This window comes from Pseudohongiella sp. (assembly GCF_011050365.1).
In the GTDB taxonomy this organism is placed as follows: Bacteria; Pseudomonadota; Gammaproteobacteria; order Pseudomonadales; family Pseudohongiellaceae; genus Pseudohongiella.
This window is the reverse complement of sequence record NZ_DRFV01000008.1, coordinates 364,819-378,916: the sequence shown is the minus strand read 5'-3', so window position 1 is coordinate 378,916 and position 14,098 is coordinate 364,819. Positions and strand designations below refer to the sequence as shown.

The window sequence follows — 14,098 nt, the reverse complement described above, 5'->3', positions numbered from 1 at the left end:
ACACAGAGGCGTGGCCGCCCGACACCCGGAAAGAGTCAGATGGGCCGAAATCTGCGATCAGCGTGAACAGCGGCGGGACGTGTGGCTGTAGCGTGCTGCGGTATTGCTGGACGGTGGCCAATCAATATCGGACCACATCAGCATCGCCAGAAACAAAAACGGCGACGTGGTTAGCGTCGCCGTTTTTGTTACCTCAGACCCTACGATCAGATATCGAAGCGGTCAAGCGTCATCACCTTGGTCCAGGCGTCGATAAAGTCGCCCACGAATTTCTCCTCGGCTCCGTCGATGGCATAAACTTCGGCCACCGCACGCAACTCGGAATTGGAACCAAAGATCAGGTCCACTGGCGTAGCTGTCCACATCAGGTCGCCGGTGTCACGATTGCGGCCTTCGTAGATGCCCTCAGAAGCATCAGACTTCGACCACACCGTTGACATGTCAACCAGGTTCACAAAATAGTCATTGCTCAGGGTACCGCTCTGATCGGTAAACACCCCGTGGCCAAGACCACCCACATTGGCGTCCAGTACACGCATGCCACCCACCAGCACCGTCATTTCCGGAACGGTGAGACCCAGCAGTGCAGCGCGCTCAATCAGGGCTTCAGTCGGCGAGCGCGGATGACCATCTGCAATGTAGTTGCGGAAGCCATCAGCTGTCGGCTCCAGCGGTGCGAAAGAGTCTGCATCAGTCTGCTCTGCTGTCGCGTCAGTGCGACCGGCAACAAACGGCACCTCTACGTCGTGTCCGGCGCGTTCGGCCGCCTGCTCAATGGCAGCGGCGCCACCCAGCACAATCAGGTCGGCCAGCGATACCCGCTTGTCGCCCGATTGACTGTTGTTGAACTCGCGCTGTACGCCTTCCAGCGTCTCCAGTACCCCTGCCAGCTCATCAGGCTGATTAACTGCCCACTGGTTTTGGGGTGCAAGACGAATACGGGCGCCATTGGCACCACCACGCATATCGGTACCGCGGTAGGTTGCGGCCGAGGCCCATGCGGTTCTGATCAGTTCGCCGGTTGACAGGCCGGTCGCCAGAATGTCCGCCTTAAGGGCTGCGACGTCTGCGTCATTGACCAGCGTGTGGTCGACTTCAGGCACCGGATCCTGCCAGATCATGTCTTCCTGTGGCGCCAGGTTACCCAGGTAACGTGTGGCTGGCCCCATGTCACGGTGGGTCAACTTGAACCAGGCTTTGGCAAAGGCCACTTCAAACTGTTCCGGATTTTCCAACCAGCGCATGGTGATCTCGCGATAGGCCGGATCCTCTTTCAGTGCCAGGTCGGTAGTGAACATGATCGGCGCATGGCGTTTGGACGGATCGTGAGCATCCGGCACCAGGTTGGATGCTTCACCATCGGCGGGAATCCACTGAAGAGCCCCTGCCGGGCTTCGGGTCTGCACCCATTCATAGCCGTACAGGTTTTCCAGATAGTTGTGCGTCCAGGCAGCAGGATTCACCGTCCAGGCACCTTCCAGGCCGCTGGTAATGGTATCCGCACCATTGCCGCTGCCATAACTGTTCTGCCAGCCCAGACCCTGCTCTTCGATACCGGCGGCAGCCGGCTCAGGACCAACATTGCCGTCGGGGCGCGCAGCACCGTGCGCCTTGCCGAAGGTGTGCCCGCCCGCGATCAGGGCCACAGTCTCTTCATCGTTCATCGCCATACGGCCAAAGGTGCGACGAATTTCTTCTGCCGCTGCCAACGGATCAGGATTCCCACCCGGGCCTTCCGGGTTAACGTAAATCAGACCCATTTGGCTTGCGCCCATCGGTCCGGAGAGATCACCATCAGCCGTGCGACGGTTATCCGCCAGCCATTCACCTTCAGGGCCCCAGTTCACTTCTTCAGGTTGCCAGGCATCGACGCGACCACCGGCGAAACCGTAAGTCTCAAAACCCATGGAGTCCATGGCAACCGTGCCGGCGAGCACCATCAGATCCGCCCACGATACACTGTTGCCATATTTTGCCTTCAGAGGCCACAGCAGCCGCTGTGCCTTGTCCAGGTTGGCATTGTCAGGCCAGCTGTTGAGCGGGGCAAAGCGCTGCATGCCACCGTCAGCGCCACCGCGACCATCGGTGATGCGATAGGTACCGGCACTGTGCCAGGCCATACGGATGAAGAACGGACCATAATGGCCGTAGTCTGCCGGCCACCAATCCTGGGAGGTGGTCATCAGCTCTTCCAGGTCGGCCTTCAGTTCATCCAGATCTACGCTGGCAAAGGCTTCTGCATAGTCAAAATCTGCGCCCAGCGGGTTTGCACGAGCGTCGTTATAACGCAGCGGCTCAAGACTCAGTTGATCAGGCCACCAATACTCATTGGTGGGCGGGCCGTCCTGCGCGAATACAGGGGTGGTCAGGGCAGCCGTCGATACGGCGGCGGCCATCGCTATTGCAAGAGAGAGTGAGTGTTTTCGCATTATAGTTTTCCTTTTTGGGTATTGATCGTTATGCCGACCAATATAGTAAAACGAATATAAAATTAGTTTTAATTTAAAGAAGCTATGATATCGATGCGAAAAATGAATGTATGCCCTGAAACCCAGGCAATTGGTAACAAAAGCAAAGAAAATACGTGTGCATTTATCTGCCGACTCTGGTTACCACGTCACCTACATGCCATCACGATGGCGATAATTTGCCTGATCTTTGCTCTATACTGCCCAATAGTCACCAACACCCAACAACCATCACGCACTCTCAACAGGGCCACCATCAAGCCATGGTCAAACTGAACCCCAAAGTCCTGCTGCACAGCAAATGGACCGCCGCGCGCCCCATCCATAAAGAGAAACATTTTATGGTAACGCAGCTGATACTGGACGAACATGACCCGCAGGCGCCCATAAAATTCATTGAGATTGAGGCAGTATATACGGGCCGTAAAATGCAGATTCCCTGGCGTGAGCTGCAGGACGCCAATACCTGGCTGCAGGGCTGGCGCTAGCGCCGGTCCACTGCCCGGCACGCTTTATGGCCGGATGACCCGTAAAGAGGGGTGGTTATACGCTGTGGCAGTCACCCGTTTTATGGCGTCACCAGGGGCGCTACGGCGCGAGCCGCCTGGCCGCTGATTCGCGCTGCCGATGCTGCCAGTCCGGCGCCTGCCATGACGCTGCCGTACTGGCGGGCAACAGCGGTTTGCCCAGAATATGGTCAGCCGCCTTCTCGCCAATCATGATGGTGGGGGCATTAATATTGCCGTTAGTCAGCGTGGGCATGACGGACGAGTCCACCACCCGCAAATTTGCCACGCCATGCACACGACACTGCACGTCCACCACCGCCAGCGCATCACTGCCCATGCGACAACTGCCACAGGGGTGGTAGGCGGTCGCTGCCGACGTCGCCACCCAGGCATCAATCTCTTCATCTGTCTGCACCGACGGACCAGGTGATACTTCTTCGCCGCGATAGGCATCAAATGCAGCCTGCGCAAAAATTTCTCGGGTCAGGCGCAGGCCGTCACGATACGCCTGCTTATCCGCTTCCTCACTAAGATAGTTGAACAGTATATCCGGCGGTGCTTCCGGATCACCTGATGACAGTTGTATACGGCCGCGGCTCAACGGCTTATTGGCGCCCAGGTGAACCTGAAACCCGTGCCCTTTCAGCGCGCTCGACCCATCATAAGCGATGGCGCCAGCCAGGAAATGGTATTGCAGATCCGGGTATTGCAACCCCGCACGGCTGCGGATATAGGCGTTGGACTCAAAATGATTGGTGGCGCCCAGGCCGGTTTTGAACAATAACCAACGCACACCTATGAGCATTTTGCCCAACGGATTCAGCCAACCGTTCAGCGTACCGGGTTTGCGACTTGCGTGCTGTACCCAGACCTCAAGGTGATCCTGCAGGTTCTGACCGACGCCCGGCAGATCGTGCACCACTTCAATGCCCATATCCTGCAAATGTGCTTTCGGACCAATGCCGGACAGCATCAGTAGCTTGGGTGAATTAAACGCGCTGGCACACAGAATGACTTCACGCCGCGCCCTCACTTTCACCACCTGGCCATGATAGCGGTACTCCACACCCACCGCGCGCTTGCCCTCCATCAGAATACGTGTGGTCAGCGCATGTGTTTGTAACGTCAGATTGGACCGGTCCAACGCAGGCTTGAGGTAGGCATTGGCAGTAGAGCAACGCACGCCTCCACGCACGGTCATGTCCATGCGACAGAAGCCTTCCTGGCGATAGCCATTGTAATCTTCGCTCACACCGTAACCGGTCTCGCGCCCTGCTTCGATAAAAACCCGGTACAGGGGGTTTTGCATGTCATTGCCATTACATATGCCAACTGGCCCCTCACTGCCACGGTAGGCGTCAGCGCCATACAGACAATCTTCCGCGCGCTGAAAATAGGGCAGTACATCGGCGTATCCCCAGCCCTCAGCGCCTTGTTCCCGCCATTGCTCAAAGTCGCCGGCATTGCCGCGAACATAAACCATGCCGTTGATCGAGGACGAACCGCCAATGACCTTGCCTCGTGCCTGGTGCACCGAGCGCCCACCGAGGCCGGGTTCGGCCTGCGTGTGCAGGCCCCAGTCGTACTTCGGGCTGCTCATGGGTATGGACAATGCAGTCGGCATCTGAATAAACAGGGAATTGTCCATGCCGCCAAACTCCAGCACCAATACATCGTGCTTGCCATCGGCACTGAGCCGTTCAGCTAACACACATCCCGCGGAACCGGCGCCGACAATGACATAATCGGCGCTACGCTCGAATTCTGTTTCACTCATTTGGAGACTTCCTGCTTTAAAGCTTTGTAGAGGGATAACATCATCAGGAACAGCACGAAGGCAAAAGGCAGCCCCATGATAACAACTGCGCCCTGCAGCGTTGTCAAACCATCGGCCAACAATAACGACAGGGTCAGCACGCCAATGACAACCGCCCAGAATATTCGCAACCATGACGCCGGGTCGGGTTGTCGCACTTTGCCTGCCAGACCGCGGCCATCAATGACCGGATGTTTTACGGTGAGATTGGACAATACCAGCGAACCGGAATCACCCGAGGTGATAAAAAACACGATGGCCAGGATGCTGACCACGACCGTGGTCACTGACGACCAGGGCAGAGTTTCCATAAACAGATAAATCGATGAGCCCGGGTGGTCGATCGCCTGTTCGGCAAACTCGCTGCCGGCAGCCCCGGTCATCGCCAGATCAATGGCGCTGTTGCCGATCACTGACATCCATACCATCATGAAACATAACGGCAGGATCAACGTACCCGCGACGAATTCGCGGATGGTGCGGCCGCGGGAGATGCGTGCCAGGAACAGGCCCACAAACGGCCCCCAGGCAATCCACCAGGCCCAGAAGAATACCGTCCAGGCATTGAGCCAGTCTGCCGGCCGGTCGAAAGCGTAGGTATCGGTTGATAGCTGGAAAAAATCGGACAGATAGTCACCCACATTGGTCACCATCACATTGAGCAGGAAAATCGTCTTGCCACTGAACAGGACGAACAGCAGCAGCAACAATGCCAGTGCCATATTGAATTCCGACAGGCGGCGGATGCCACGGTCAACACCGGTGACCGCAGAGATGGCAGAGAAAAGCACGATCAGCACCGCCAGTGAGGTCTGCACCACCAGTCCTTCGGGCAGACCAAACATGTAATTAAGGCCAAAGTTGAGCTGAATAATACCAATACCCAGACTGGTAGCGATGCCAAATACCGTGCCCAGCACCGCGGCAATATCGACCGTATGCCCGGCCACGCCATTGATGTGCTTGCCGAAAACGGGATACAGGGCAGAGCGGATGGTCAGCGGCAAGCCGCGCCGGTAACAGAAGAAAGCCAACGACATGCCAACCAGAGTGTAAACCCCCCACCCTGACAGACCCCAGTGCAGAAATGTCAGCTCCATGGCGTGTCGTGCCGCCTCAATGCTGCCTGGTGTCAGATCCAGTGGCATCAGAAAGTGGAACAGGGGCTCGGACACACTGAAGAACAGCAGATCAATACCGATGCCAGCGGCGAACAGCATGGCCGCCCAGCTCAATAGCGGAAATTCGGGTGTGGACCCGTCCGGCCCCAGCCTGATATCACCAAAGCGTGACACGGCAATGGCAATAACAAACAGCAGGTAGGTCAGTACCGCGAGAAAGTAGAACCAGCCAAAACTGCGTGAGACCTGGCCCAGCACAGTGTCAATAACACTGATGGCCTGCCCGGAGAACAACAGCGCCCACAGCGCGAACAGCAGAATCCCGGCGGCAGAGCCGGCCATCACTACCGGATTAACGCGGCTGGCCGCCTGATCATCGGCACGGTCTTGCGGACGTGGTTGCTGACCTGGTGAATCAGTCAAAACAGACTCCTCCGGACGTTAGGGAGGAGCTATTAAAGGCAGCTCAGACAGTGAAGTCAACCGATGCGAACCCTGGCGGTGCGCACCGGCTGTTGGGCAGGTGTGTTGTTGCGGCTAACGTCAGCGTTTGACGCGAGACTTGTACTCACCGGTACGGGTATCGATTTCGACGTAATCGCCGATTTCGCAGAACGACGATACCGACAACTCGTAGCCACTGTTCAGGCGTGCGGTTTTCATCACTTTACCGGAGGTGTCGCCACGTGCGGACGGTTCGGTGTAGGCGATTTCGCGCACAATCGAGTTGGGCAGGTCAATGGAGATTACCTTGCCATTGTAGAATACCGCCTGGCAGATATCGTCCATGCCGTCTTCGATGTAGTCGATGACGTTTTCCAGGTCTTCTTTTTCAATTTCGATCTGCTCATAGTCCGTATCAACAAACACGTACATGGGGTCGGCAAAATAGGAATAGGTCACTTCCTTTTGCTCCAGCACCACGTTCTCCAGTTTGTCATCCGCTTTAAAAACGGTTTCGGTCGCGACACCATTAAGCAGATTCTTGAGTTTCATCTTGCAAACGGCAGAGTTGCGGCCTGACTTGTTGAACTCTGTCTTTTGCACTTTCCAGGGCGAACCGCCGACCATGATGACCTGACCGGCACGGATTTCTTGTGCGATTTTCATGAATGAGTACTCAATATAATAGGGTAACGGCTATGGCCGGTTACGGTAGAACTGCATCAGACTGCTTGCCAGATCAGGCAATTCAGCCAGTTTTTGCTGCCAGTTCCGGGCCCTATAGGTCAGGTCCGGGAGTTGCGGGCGCAGATCATGCCACAATTTTCCGCAGTCTGCATCAAGATTCCAGAACCGGTTGAACCGGACCAGCTTGTCGGCGCTGCGGGCCGACCATGAGTCTTCGCCATAGCGTGCCAGAAAGGCATCCAGTTTCACCAGATGCGCGTCATCCTGCTGCGGATAAATATGCCAAATCAGAGGCCTGCCCGCCCACTGGGCACGCACAAAGGAATCTTCGCCCCGCACCAGGTTCAGGTCACACACACTGAGCAGGCGATCGTAATCATCCAGTGGCAGGAATGGTATCGCTGCCACGCTCAACGAACCCAGCGTCGCGACCTCGCCAACCGCGAGAATTTGCATCTGACCCAACGCGTCAGCAACGTCAGCCAACACTGCGCCGACCGGCACCAGGCACAGCACGGGCTGACTGTCTTCGGCCATGGCCGCAAACCAGCTTTTCAGTGCAACGTTGCCCGGTGGCCGTGGATAGGCGAACAACGAAATCAGCAATGCATCCTCGTGCCACTCCTTGTTTATCCCGAGTGCCTGTAACAGCCCGGCTCGAGTACCGGCCTGGTCTGCCTGCCAGCTTTTGTGGGCCTCCAGCAAATCGTGCTCGCGCAGCAAACCGCCAGTGCCGCTGGTGAAGCCTGGAAAAAAGAAGGTCTTGCACAATGTCGTTGCTGCCGACGGGAGATCAGGGTGGGTAACGGTTTGCAGCGAGAGTTGACCATGGTAATCCTCAATCCAGGATTCCGCGCTCAGGTACTCCAGGTTGACCCAGCGCGGCGGTGCGCTCACTGCACCCATAGCTGCCATCCCGGCAATGACCCCCTCCGGCAAAGTACAGCCAAATGCTTCAATGACCAGCGCCGCACCTGACACCGCTGATTGCCAGTCAACCGCATCACACCAGTGGCACAATCGCACGCCCTGCTCCCGGGTTTCCGCCAGCAGTCGGGCATCCTGCCTGCCCAGAAACGACAACGCCTTGTCCCAGTCATCAATGTACAGAGTCACAGGCAGATCATGCTCGCGCACCAGTTGCCGCGCCAGACGCCAGCACACGCCGATATCACCGAAGTTATCGACAGCGGTACAAAAAATCATCCATGTAGCGTTATTGCCCGTGACCACCGGCGCTACGACGGATGCTGAGTGCTCTGTCACTGGCATGACCGGCGCAACCGAGCGCAGCCGGATCTACGTGAAATTTTACATGACGCAGTCCGACTCAGTTGGATGCCCCGCCGCTGATAGTGTGACCAAAGAATACCGCGTTCATAAACAGCCGCGTGGTGCCGAACCAGAAGGCACGGAAGTTTGGATTGTCCGTCATCGCAATCACCCTGCCCGAACCGTGTGCGCTGACAACAATCGCAGCGGTGCCCGCCATTCTGTCGATATTTTCCTGTGACACATAACCACTGGCCAATGGCGCATTGGTGTACTGCAGCGGCGTAGCGTAAGGGTTTTCTGCCAGTTCCATAAATAGTGTACTGTCACGGAAGACCCGCAGCAGCGGTGAATTGTAGCCGTAACCCAGCGGGTGGCTCAGATCCAGCGTGGTGTTGAATATACTGCCACCAATGAGCTGCTCGCCCCGATCCCTGGACATCTCTGCATAGGCGCGGGTGGTTTCGCTTTCCTGCGCCGCATTGTCGATCAGGGTAATATTGGCAAGCTCGTTCTCAGCTGCCCAGTTCAGTGCGGTTTTATAGACAATCAGGGTGCCGCCTGCTTCGACCCATTGCTTTACCCTGTCGGTCTGCACCTGCGAATAACTGCCACTGGCCATGATCAGCACATTGTACTGATTGAGATCGGCCTGGCGCATACGCGACTGGGTCAGCAGCGTAACCGGAATCCGGAACTTCTGGTCGAAGGTATGCCATGCCTCACCCACCTCGGATGACCGGGTGCCCTCGCCGGCAATCAAAGCGATACTGGGTCGGCGCAGATTGCTGAAGCTCGGACTGCCCAGGTCTATGCCGGCAGATGACAGGCCGGTTTCCATTGCGTAAACGGTCATGCCGTCCTCTTCGCTGGCCTGACGCATCAGTGCGCGAATGTCGTCTGCTGACACCTCCTGCGGCCCTACCGGAACCAGAATGGTGCCATAATCGAACTCCCGCGGCCCGTCAGCGGTCACTGCGGTAAACGGCTCAGTGGCCACTTTGGCGCGAATGCCTGCATCCAGCAACCGGTACATCGCCCGCGACGCATAAAACTCATCCCATTCGAACAGGTAGGCGTAGGCATTGTTGCCACCGACGTATTCGCCTGCCGGGAATTGTCCGACTTCAACACGCTCGCCGAGCAGGCCACTACCAAACTGACGGCTGCCAAGCTCTGCAAAGGGTGTGTTGAAGGCGTAAGGGAAAGTCCACGTGGACACGTCATAAAAGAGTGTATCGGGGAAGGTGGTGCGCCGCTCAAAGATGGATTCAATCAGTCGATGCTGTCCCTGATTGGTGGGCACAACGTATGCCTGTCCGCGCTGGAAAGCCTGCTCGCCCACTTGCAGATCCTCATCCAGCACATGCACCGCAATCTGGTGCTGGCGCAGAATCTCGGCCATACGGAACGCACTGCCGCTGTCATCGGCATCACCAAATACATAGGCTTTGGTGTCAGCGGCGTCCGCCATGTCCAGCGCCTCCTGGTAAAACTCGCGCTGGTAGTCGAGCAGCTCGGTACGCAGTGCCAGCGCGCCTTCCAGCGTCGACAGTGAACTCAGGAACTGGTTCTGTATGGTAAACGGGAAACGCAATACGCCGTGTGCTGTGTCGCGGGCATGCCCGCGCGAACTGGCCTGCTCAAAGAGAATGCCAACCGCGCCATTGATATCCGGATAGGTCGAGCCCTTACCATAATAAAAGTCGTCAAAACTTTCGCGCGCATAATACAGCCGCTGATCTGCATCCAGTGCCTGCGCGTGAAACTGTGCGATGGCTTCGGTCAGATCCTGATTGCGCTGGGGCGTCATCGGGTGGGTGCGGGACGGGATACCCGGCTGGAAAAAAAATGTGTTATCCGATCCCATTTCATGATGATCGGTCAGTACATTCGGGCGCCAGCGGTGGAAGTTGGACAACCGGGCACGACTCTCGGGATGCCGCAACGGCAACCAGTCACGGTTCAGGTCAAACCAGTAGTGATTGGTACGCCCGCCCGGCCATGGCTCATTGTGCTCCATGTTATTCGGGTCGGTAGACAGCGTCATGGCGCGGCGGCTATTGGCCCATTGCGCGAACCGGTCAAGACCATCCGGGTTGAAGGAGGGATCCAGCAGAACAACGGCATTGGCCAATGCGTTTTCAATGTCCGGCCCCTGTGCGGCAGCCAGATGATACGCATACAACAGCGCAGCATTGGCACCGCTGGGTTCGTTGCCATGAACGCTGTAACCCTGGTACAACACCACCGGCATATCAGCTGTCATCAGCTCATCAGCTCGCGAGGGATCACTCAGGGCCAGATGTTGCTGGCGGATCTCTTCGATCCGGCCATGGTTTTGCGGAGAGGTAATGGTCAGGACCACCAGGGGCCGGTTCTCATAGGAGCTGCCAAAACGTTCTATGCTGACCCGGTCAGACGCCTCGGCCACGGCATACATATAATTGACCAACTGATCGTGACGCACATGCCATTCGCCCGGTACCGTGCCCAGCACCTGCTCCGGCGTCGGTATTGCCGGATCATACTGCACACCCTCAGGCAGGTAGTAGGCCATGGTCGCTTCCGCGTCGGCCGGATTCTGCGCGCCGGCCAGCGGCATCTGCAGGCCGGCCAGTACTGCCAGCACACAAAAGACACCCGACCAGGGTTTACGCGAGCCTTGGTTGACCAGATTCGTATTGCACTTGTTTGAGTTCCGGAAAGAATTGCTTCGGGCTGTATTCATAGTGGCACCAGTTTTTGTTGGTTGATTACCGCTCATCGCATTGTTATTGGTCAGAATATCGACTTGCGGCAACGATGGCTATACGGAATTTGTCCCCTATTGCCGACGGGCGTCGCGAATCAGATCGTAGGCGCTGGCGATATCGCGCGTCTTGCGCTCAGCTATTTCGCGCATACTGTCCGGCAAGCCCTGACTGGCCAGTTTGTCCGGATGGTTCTCATTCATCAGCTTGCGATAGGCGCGCTTTAGCTCAGGATCACTGATACTGGCGGAGACACCCAGCACCTGGTACGCGTCGGCCAATTGCTGGTCCGGTGAGCGGCCACTGCCGCCGCGTTGCCCGCCGCGCAGCATCGCCTCCAGCTGCGCCACCTGCGATTCAGGCAAACCAAGACCACGGGCGATATGCAGCAGCATCTTGTGTTCGGCAGGATGAATCTGACCGTCGGCGGCCACCGCACTGATCTGTATTTGCAGGAACATGCGCAACATGGCCGGATGGCCGCGACTGATCTGGCGGAAGCGCGCCAGTTCGGCATCCAGGTCAAATCCTGTTTCCTTGCCACGATTAAATGCGGCAATCGCCATTTCACGTTGCTGAGCTGACAGCCGCATTTGTGTGAAAACCGCCTCTGCGGCCTGCACTTCGTTTGGGGTAACGACGCCATCTGCCTTGCACAGCGCACCCATCACCGCAAACATGGAATCCAGAAAGCCGGACTGAATTCTGGACAGGCCCGCCACAGCCTGTTTTCTCAGGTACGCTGACAAAAACCAGCCGGCCACAGCGCCAACGACCAATCCTAATGGTCCCCCCATCAGGGATCCGACAAACCCACCCAGCAATACCGCAAACAAAGTGCAACTCCTGTGGCCATTATGGCCATGACATTAATAAAAATCAGACTTTTTCCAACCGACGGCGGCGTTCATCAAACCACAGCCGGCCAACCGGCACCGCGGACTTGTGTACCCTGTTATTGACGATATCAAAGACATCACCATTTTGCCCCTGTAAACATATGGGCACACCCGTGGCTTGCGCAATGTCGGCATTACACCGCATGTGTCGGGCTTCGCCATGCACGGGAATGGCGATTCGCGGCCTGACCCACTGATACATTTGCGCCAGCTCGTCGGCATACGGGTGGCCGGAAGCATGCAGGGAGCGGTCACTGGCATCGGCATGTGTCACTTTGATATGACGCGCTTCAAAACCGGCAATCAGGCGCGCGACATCGGCCTCATTGCCGGGAATGGTTTTGGCGCTGAAGATGATGTGATCACCGGCGGCCAGATTCACATCACGATGGCTGTCCATCGCCAACCGGTGCAGTGCCGCACCCATTTCACCCTGACTGCCCGTTGCCAGCAGCAGCATCTCCTGCGGCTGCAGGTAGCCCAGATCGGCATTGTCCACAACAGTAAAATTCTCCCGCAGGTAACCGGCGGCGCGGGCGCAGGCTGTCATATTGTGCAGCGAGCGCCCGATCACACCCAGATACCGTCCGGCCAGATGGGCAACATTGCCCAGCGTTTGCAGACGGGCGATATTGCTCGCGAAACATGCCACTACGACTCTGCCTTCGCTCTCCCTGACCGTTGCCAGCAAATCCTCAAACAGTTCCGACTCCGACACGGAACTGCCGGCATGCGTGGCATTGGTCGAGTCGCACACAATGGCATCAATGCGCGACCGACCTGCAGCCTGGAACAGTGCCGGATCAATGGCGTCCCCCACCACCGGGGCCGCGTCAATTTTCCAGTCTGCTGTATGCAGCACTCGCGCAACCGGAGTGCTGATCAACAAGGCATTGGTTTCCGGTGTTGAATGCGTTATCGGTAACCAGCGTAACCGGAACGGTCCCAGTTCCACCGTTTCGCCCGGATGGACGGTGACCAGCGGCGCGTCAACACCGGCCTGCCGCAACTTGCGCTGCAGTACCTGTCGGGTAAACGGCGTGGTATAAATCGGACAGCGGAACTGCTCCCACAAATGCGGAATGGCGCCGATGTGATCTTCATGCGCGTGAGTTGCCACAATACCCAGCAAAGCTTCGCTGCGATTGGCAATAAAAACCGGATCCGGCATTTCAACCCGGTTGCCGGACGCGGGCTGGTCATCGATTTTTTCAAAAGTGACCCCGCAGTCCACCATCAACCATTGACCGGCATGACCATAAAGGTTCAGGTTCATACCGATTTCGCCACACCCGCCCAGCGGCACGAACCAGAAATCCTTATGACCCGGGCTGCTAGTTAAACGGGTGGCTGACACAACAGACCTTTATCAAGTTATTGAATAGGAAAATCAAAATACTGGTCCGTAAAGGGCTCCTCGCGCAGCGTGTAGTGCCACCACTCCTGATCATAATTCACAAAGCCGGCAGCATTCATCAGTTCCCGCAACAGATGCCGGTTGGCCAGCGCCTGTGCGCCGACGTCGGGATTGTCAGTATGGGACAGGGCGTCAAAACAGTCGTACCCGGTTCCCATGTCGAGACTATTGTCCGGGAAACGTCGCGCCTGATCGCCCCGGCAATCGTAGTTACCCATCGGGTCAGCCAGGGGCTGCGTGGAACCCAGCGGCACCAGCGTCAGATCCACGGTGCTGCCCCGGCTATGCCCGGAGCGCTCGGCAATATAACCTCGGGAAAACAGCTCGTTTTTGGGCACATCCGGATAGAATCTGGCTTTCATCCTGTTGTCATCCGCATCTGCAGCCCAGGCGACAAAATGGTTAACTGCGCGCTGCGGGCGAAAACAATCATAGACCTTGAGCGAATAGCCCTGCAGATTGGCTTGCGCTTGCACCTCGGCCAGTGCCGAGGCCGCGCTCGTTGTCAACACACAGGCTGATGCCTGGTAACCGGTAATTGGCTCGCCAACAAAATTGTTGGCTTCCAGGTACCGCATGTCGAGTTCAATCGTATCATCGACCAACGCCAAACTGCTGAACCCTGCAGGCAGGCCCTGGTCAACAGCAAGTGACGTGCAGTGAGTGAGCAACATGGCCGCGGCGGCGCCCAATACTGGTCTGATGTTCATCA

Annotated in this window: 10 protein-coding genes; 1 reads left to right on the top strand and 9 read right to left on the bottom strand. The window is 57.1% G+C overall.

Features of this window, described 5'->3' with window-relative positions:
- Positions 1-206 precede the first annotated feature (206 nt).
- Positions 207-2,396: a catalase/peroxidase HPI gene (gene katG / locus ENH71_RS07580; RefSeq protein WP_414704715.1), complete on the bottom strand. Its 2,190-nt coding sequence runs from the start codon at positions 2,394-2,396 to the stop codon at positions 207-209.
- Between the two features lie 335 nt (positions 2,397-2,731).
- Between katG and ENH71_RS07575 the strand changes: the two genes are divergently transcribed.
- The gene (locus ENH71_RS07575; protein ID WP_294135685.1) at positions 2,732-2,956 is read left to right on the top strand and encodes a TIGR02450 family Trp-rich protein; all 225 of its coding nucleotides are present in this window, start codon (positions 2,732-2,734) and stop codon (positions 2,954-2,956) included.
- 100 nt (positions 2,957-3,056) lie between these two features.
- Here ENH71_RS07575 and betA read toward each other — a convergent pair whose 3' ends face one another.
- The 8 genes from betA to ENH71_RS07535 all read right to left on the bottom strand — a co-directional run bounded on the left by betA (position 3,057) and on the right by ENH71_RS07535 (position 14,096).
- The gene (betA, locus tag ENH71_RS07570; RefSeq protein ID WP_294135688.1) at positions 3,057-4,754 is read right to left on the bottom strand and encodes a choline dehydrogenase; all 1,698 of its coding nucleotides are present in this window, start codon (positions 4,752-4,754) and stop codon (positions 3,057-3,059) included.
- Positions 4,751-6,337 carry a choline BCCT transporter BetT gene (locus ENH71_RS07565; protein ID WP_317622413.1) on the bottom strand — a complete coding sequence of 529 codons (1,587 nt, stop codon included), beginning with the start codon at positions 6,335-6,337 and terminating at the stop codon, positions 4,751-4,753. Before ENH71_RS07565 ends, betA begins: the two co-directional genes overlap by 4 nt.
- Positions 6,338-6,457: 120 nt before the next feature.
- Positions 6,458-7,024: an elongation factor P gene (gene efp, locus ENH71_RS07560; protein WP_294135691.1), complete on the bottom strand. Its 567-nt coding sequence runs from the start codon at positions 7,022-7,024 to the stop codon at positions 6,458-6,460.
- A 30-nt stretch (positions 7,025-7,054) separates the two neighbouring features.
- On the bottom strand, positions 7,055-8,251 hold the full coding sequence (gene earP / locus ENH71_RS07555) for an elongation factor P maturation arginine rhamnosyltransferase EarP (protein ID WP_414704716.1): 1,197 nt from the start codon (positions 8,249-8,251) through the stop codon (positions 7,055-7,057).
- Positions 8,252-8,375: 124 nt separating this feature from the next.
- Positions 8,376-11,048, bottom strand: coding sequence for a M14 metallopeptidase family protein (locus tag ENH71_RS07550; protein ID WP_294135697.1), 2,673 nt, complete (start codon positions 11,046-11,048; stop codon positions 8,376-8,378).
- A 96-nt stretch (positions 11,049-11,144) separates the two neighbouring features.
- Positions 11,145-11,906 carry a co-chaperone DjlA gene (gene djlA, locus ENH71_RS07545; RefSeq protein WP_294135700.1) on the bottom strand — a complete coding sequence of 254 codons (762 nt, stop codon included), beginning with the start codon at positions 11,904-11,906 and terminating at the stop codon, positions 11,145-11,147.
- Between the two features lie 43 nt (positions 11,907-11,949).
- The gene (locus ENH71_RS07540) at positions 11,950-13,275 is read right to left on the bottom strand and encodes a ribonuclease J (RefSeq protein WP_294135703.1); all 1,326 of its coding nucleotides are present in this window, start codon (positions 13,273-13,275) and stop codon (positions 11,950-11,952) included.
- A 68-nt stretch (positions 13,276-13,343) separates the two neighbouring features.
- A complete protein-coding gene (locus ENH71_RS07535; RefSeq protein ID WP_294135706.1) occupies positions 13,344-14,096 on the bottom strand; it encodes a M15 family metallopeptidase in 753 nt (250 codons plus the stop codon).
- Positions 14,097-14,098 lie beyond the last annotated feature (2 nt).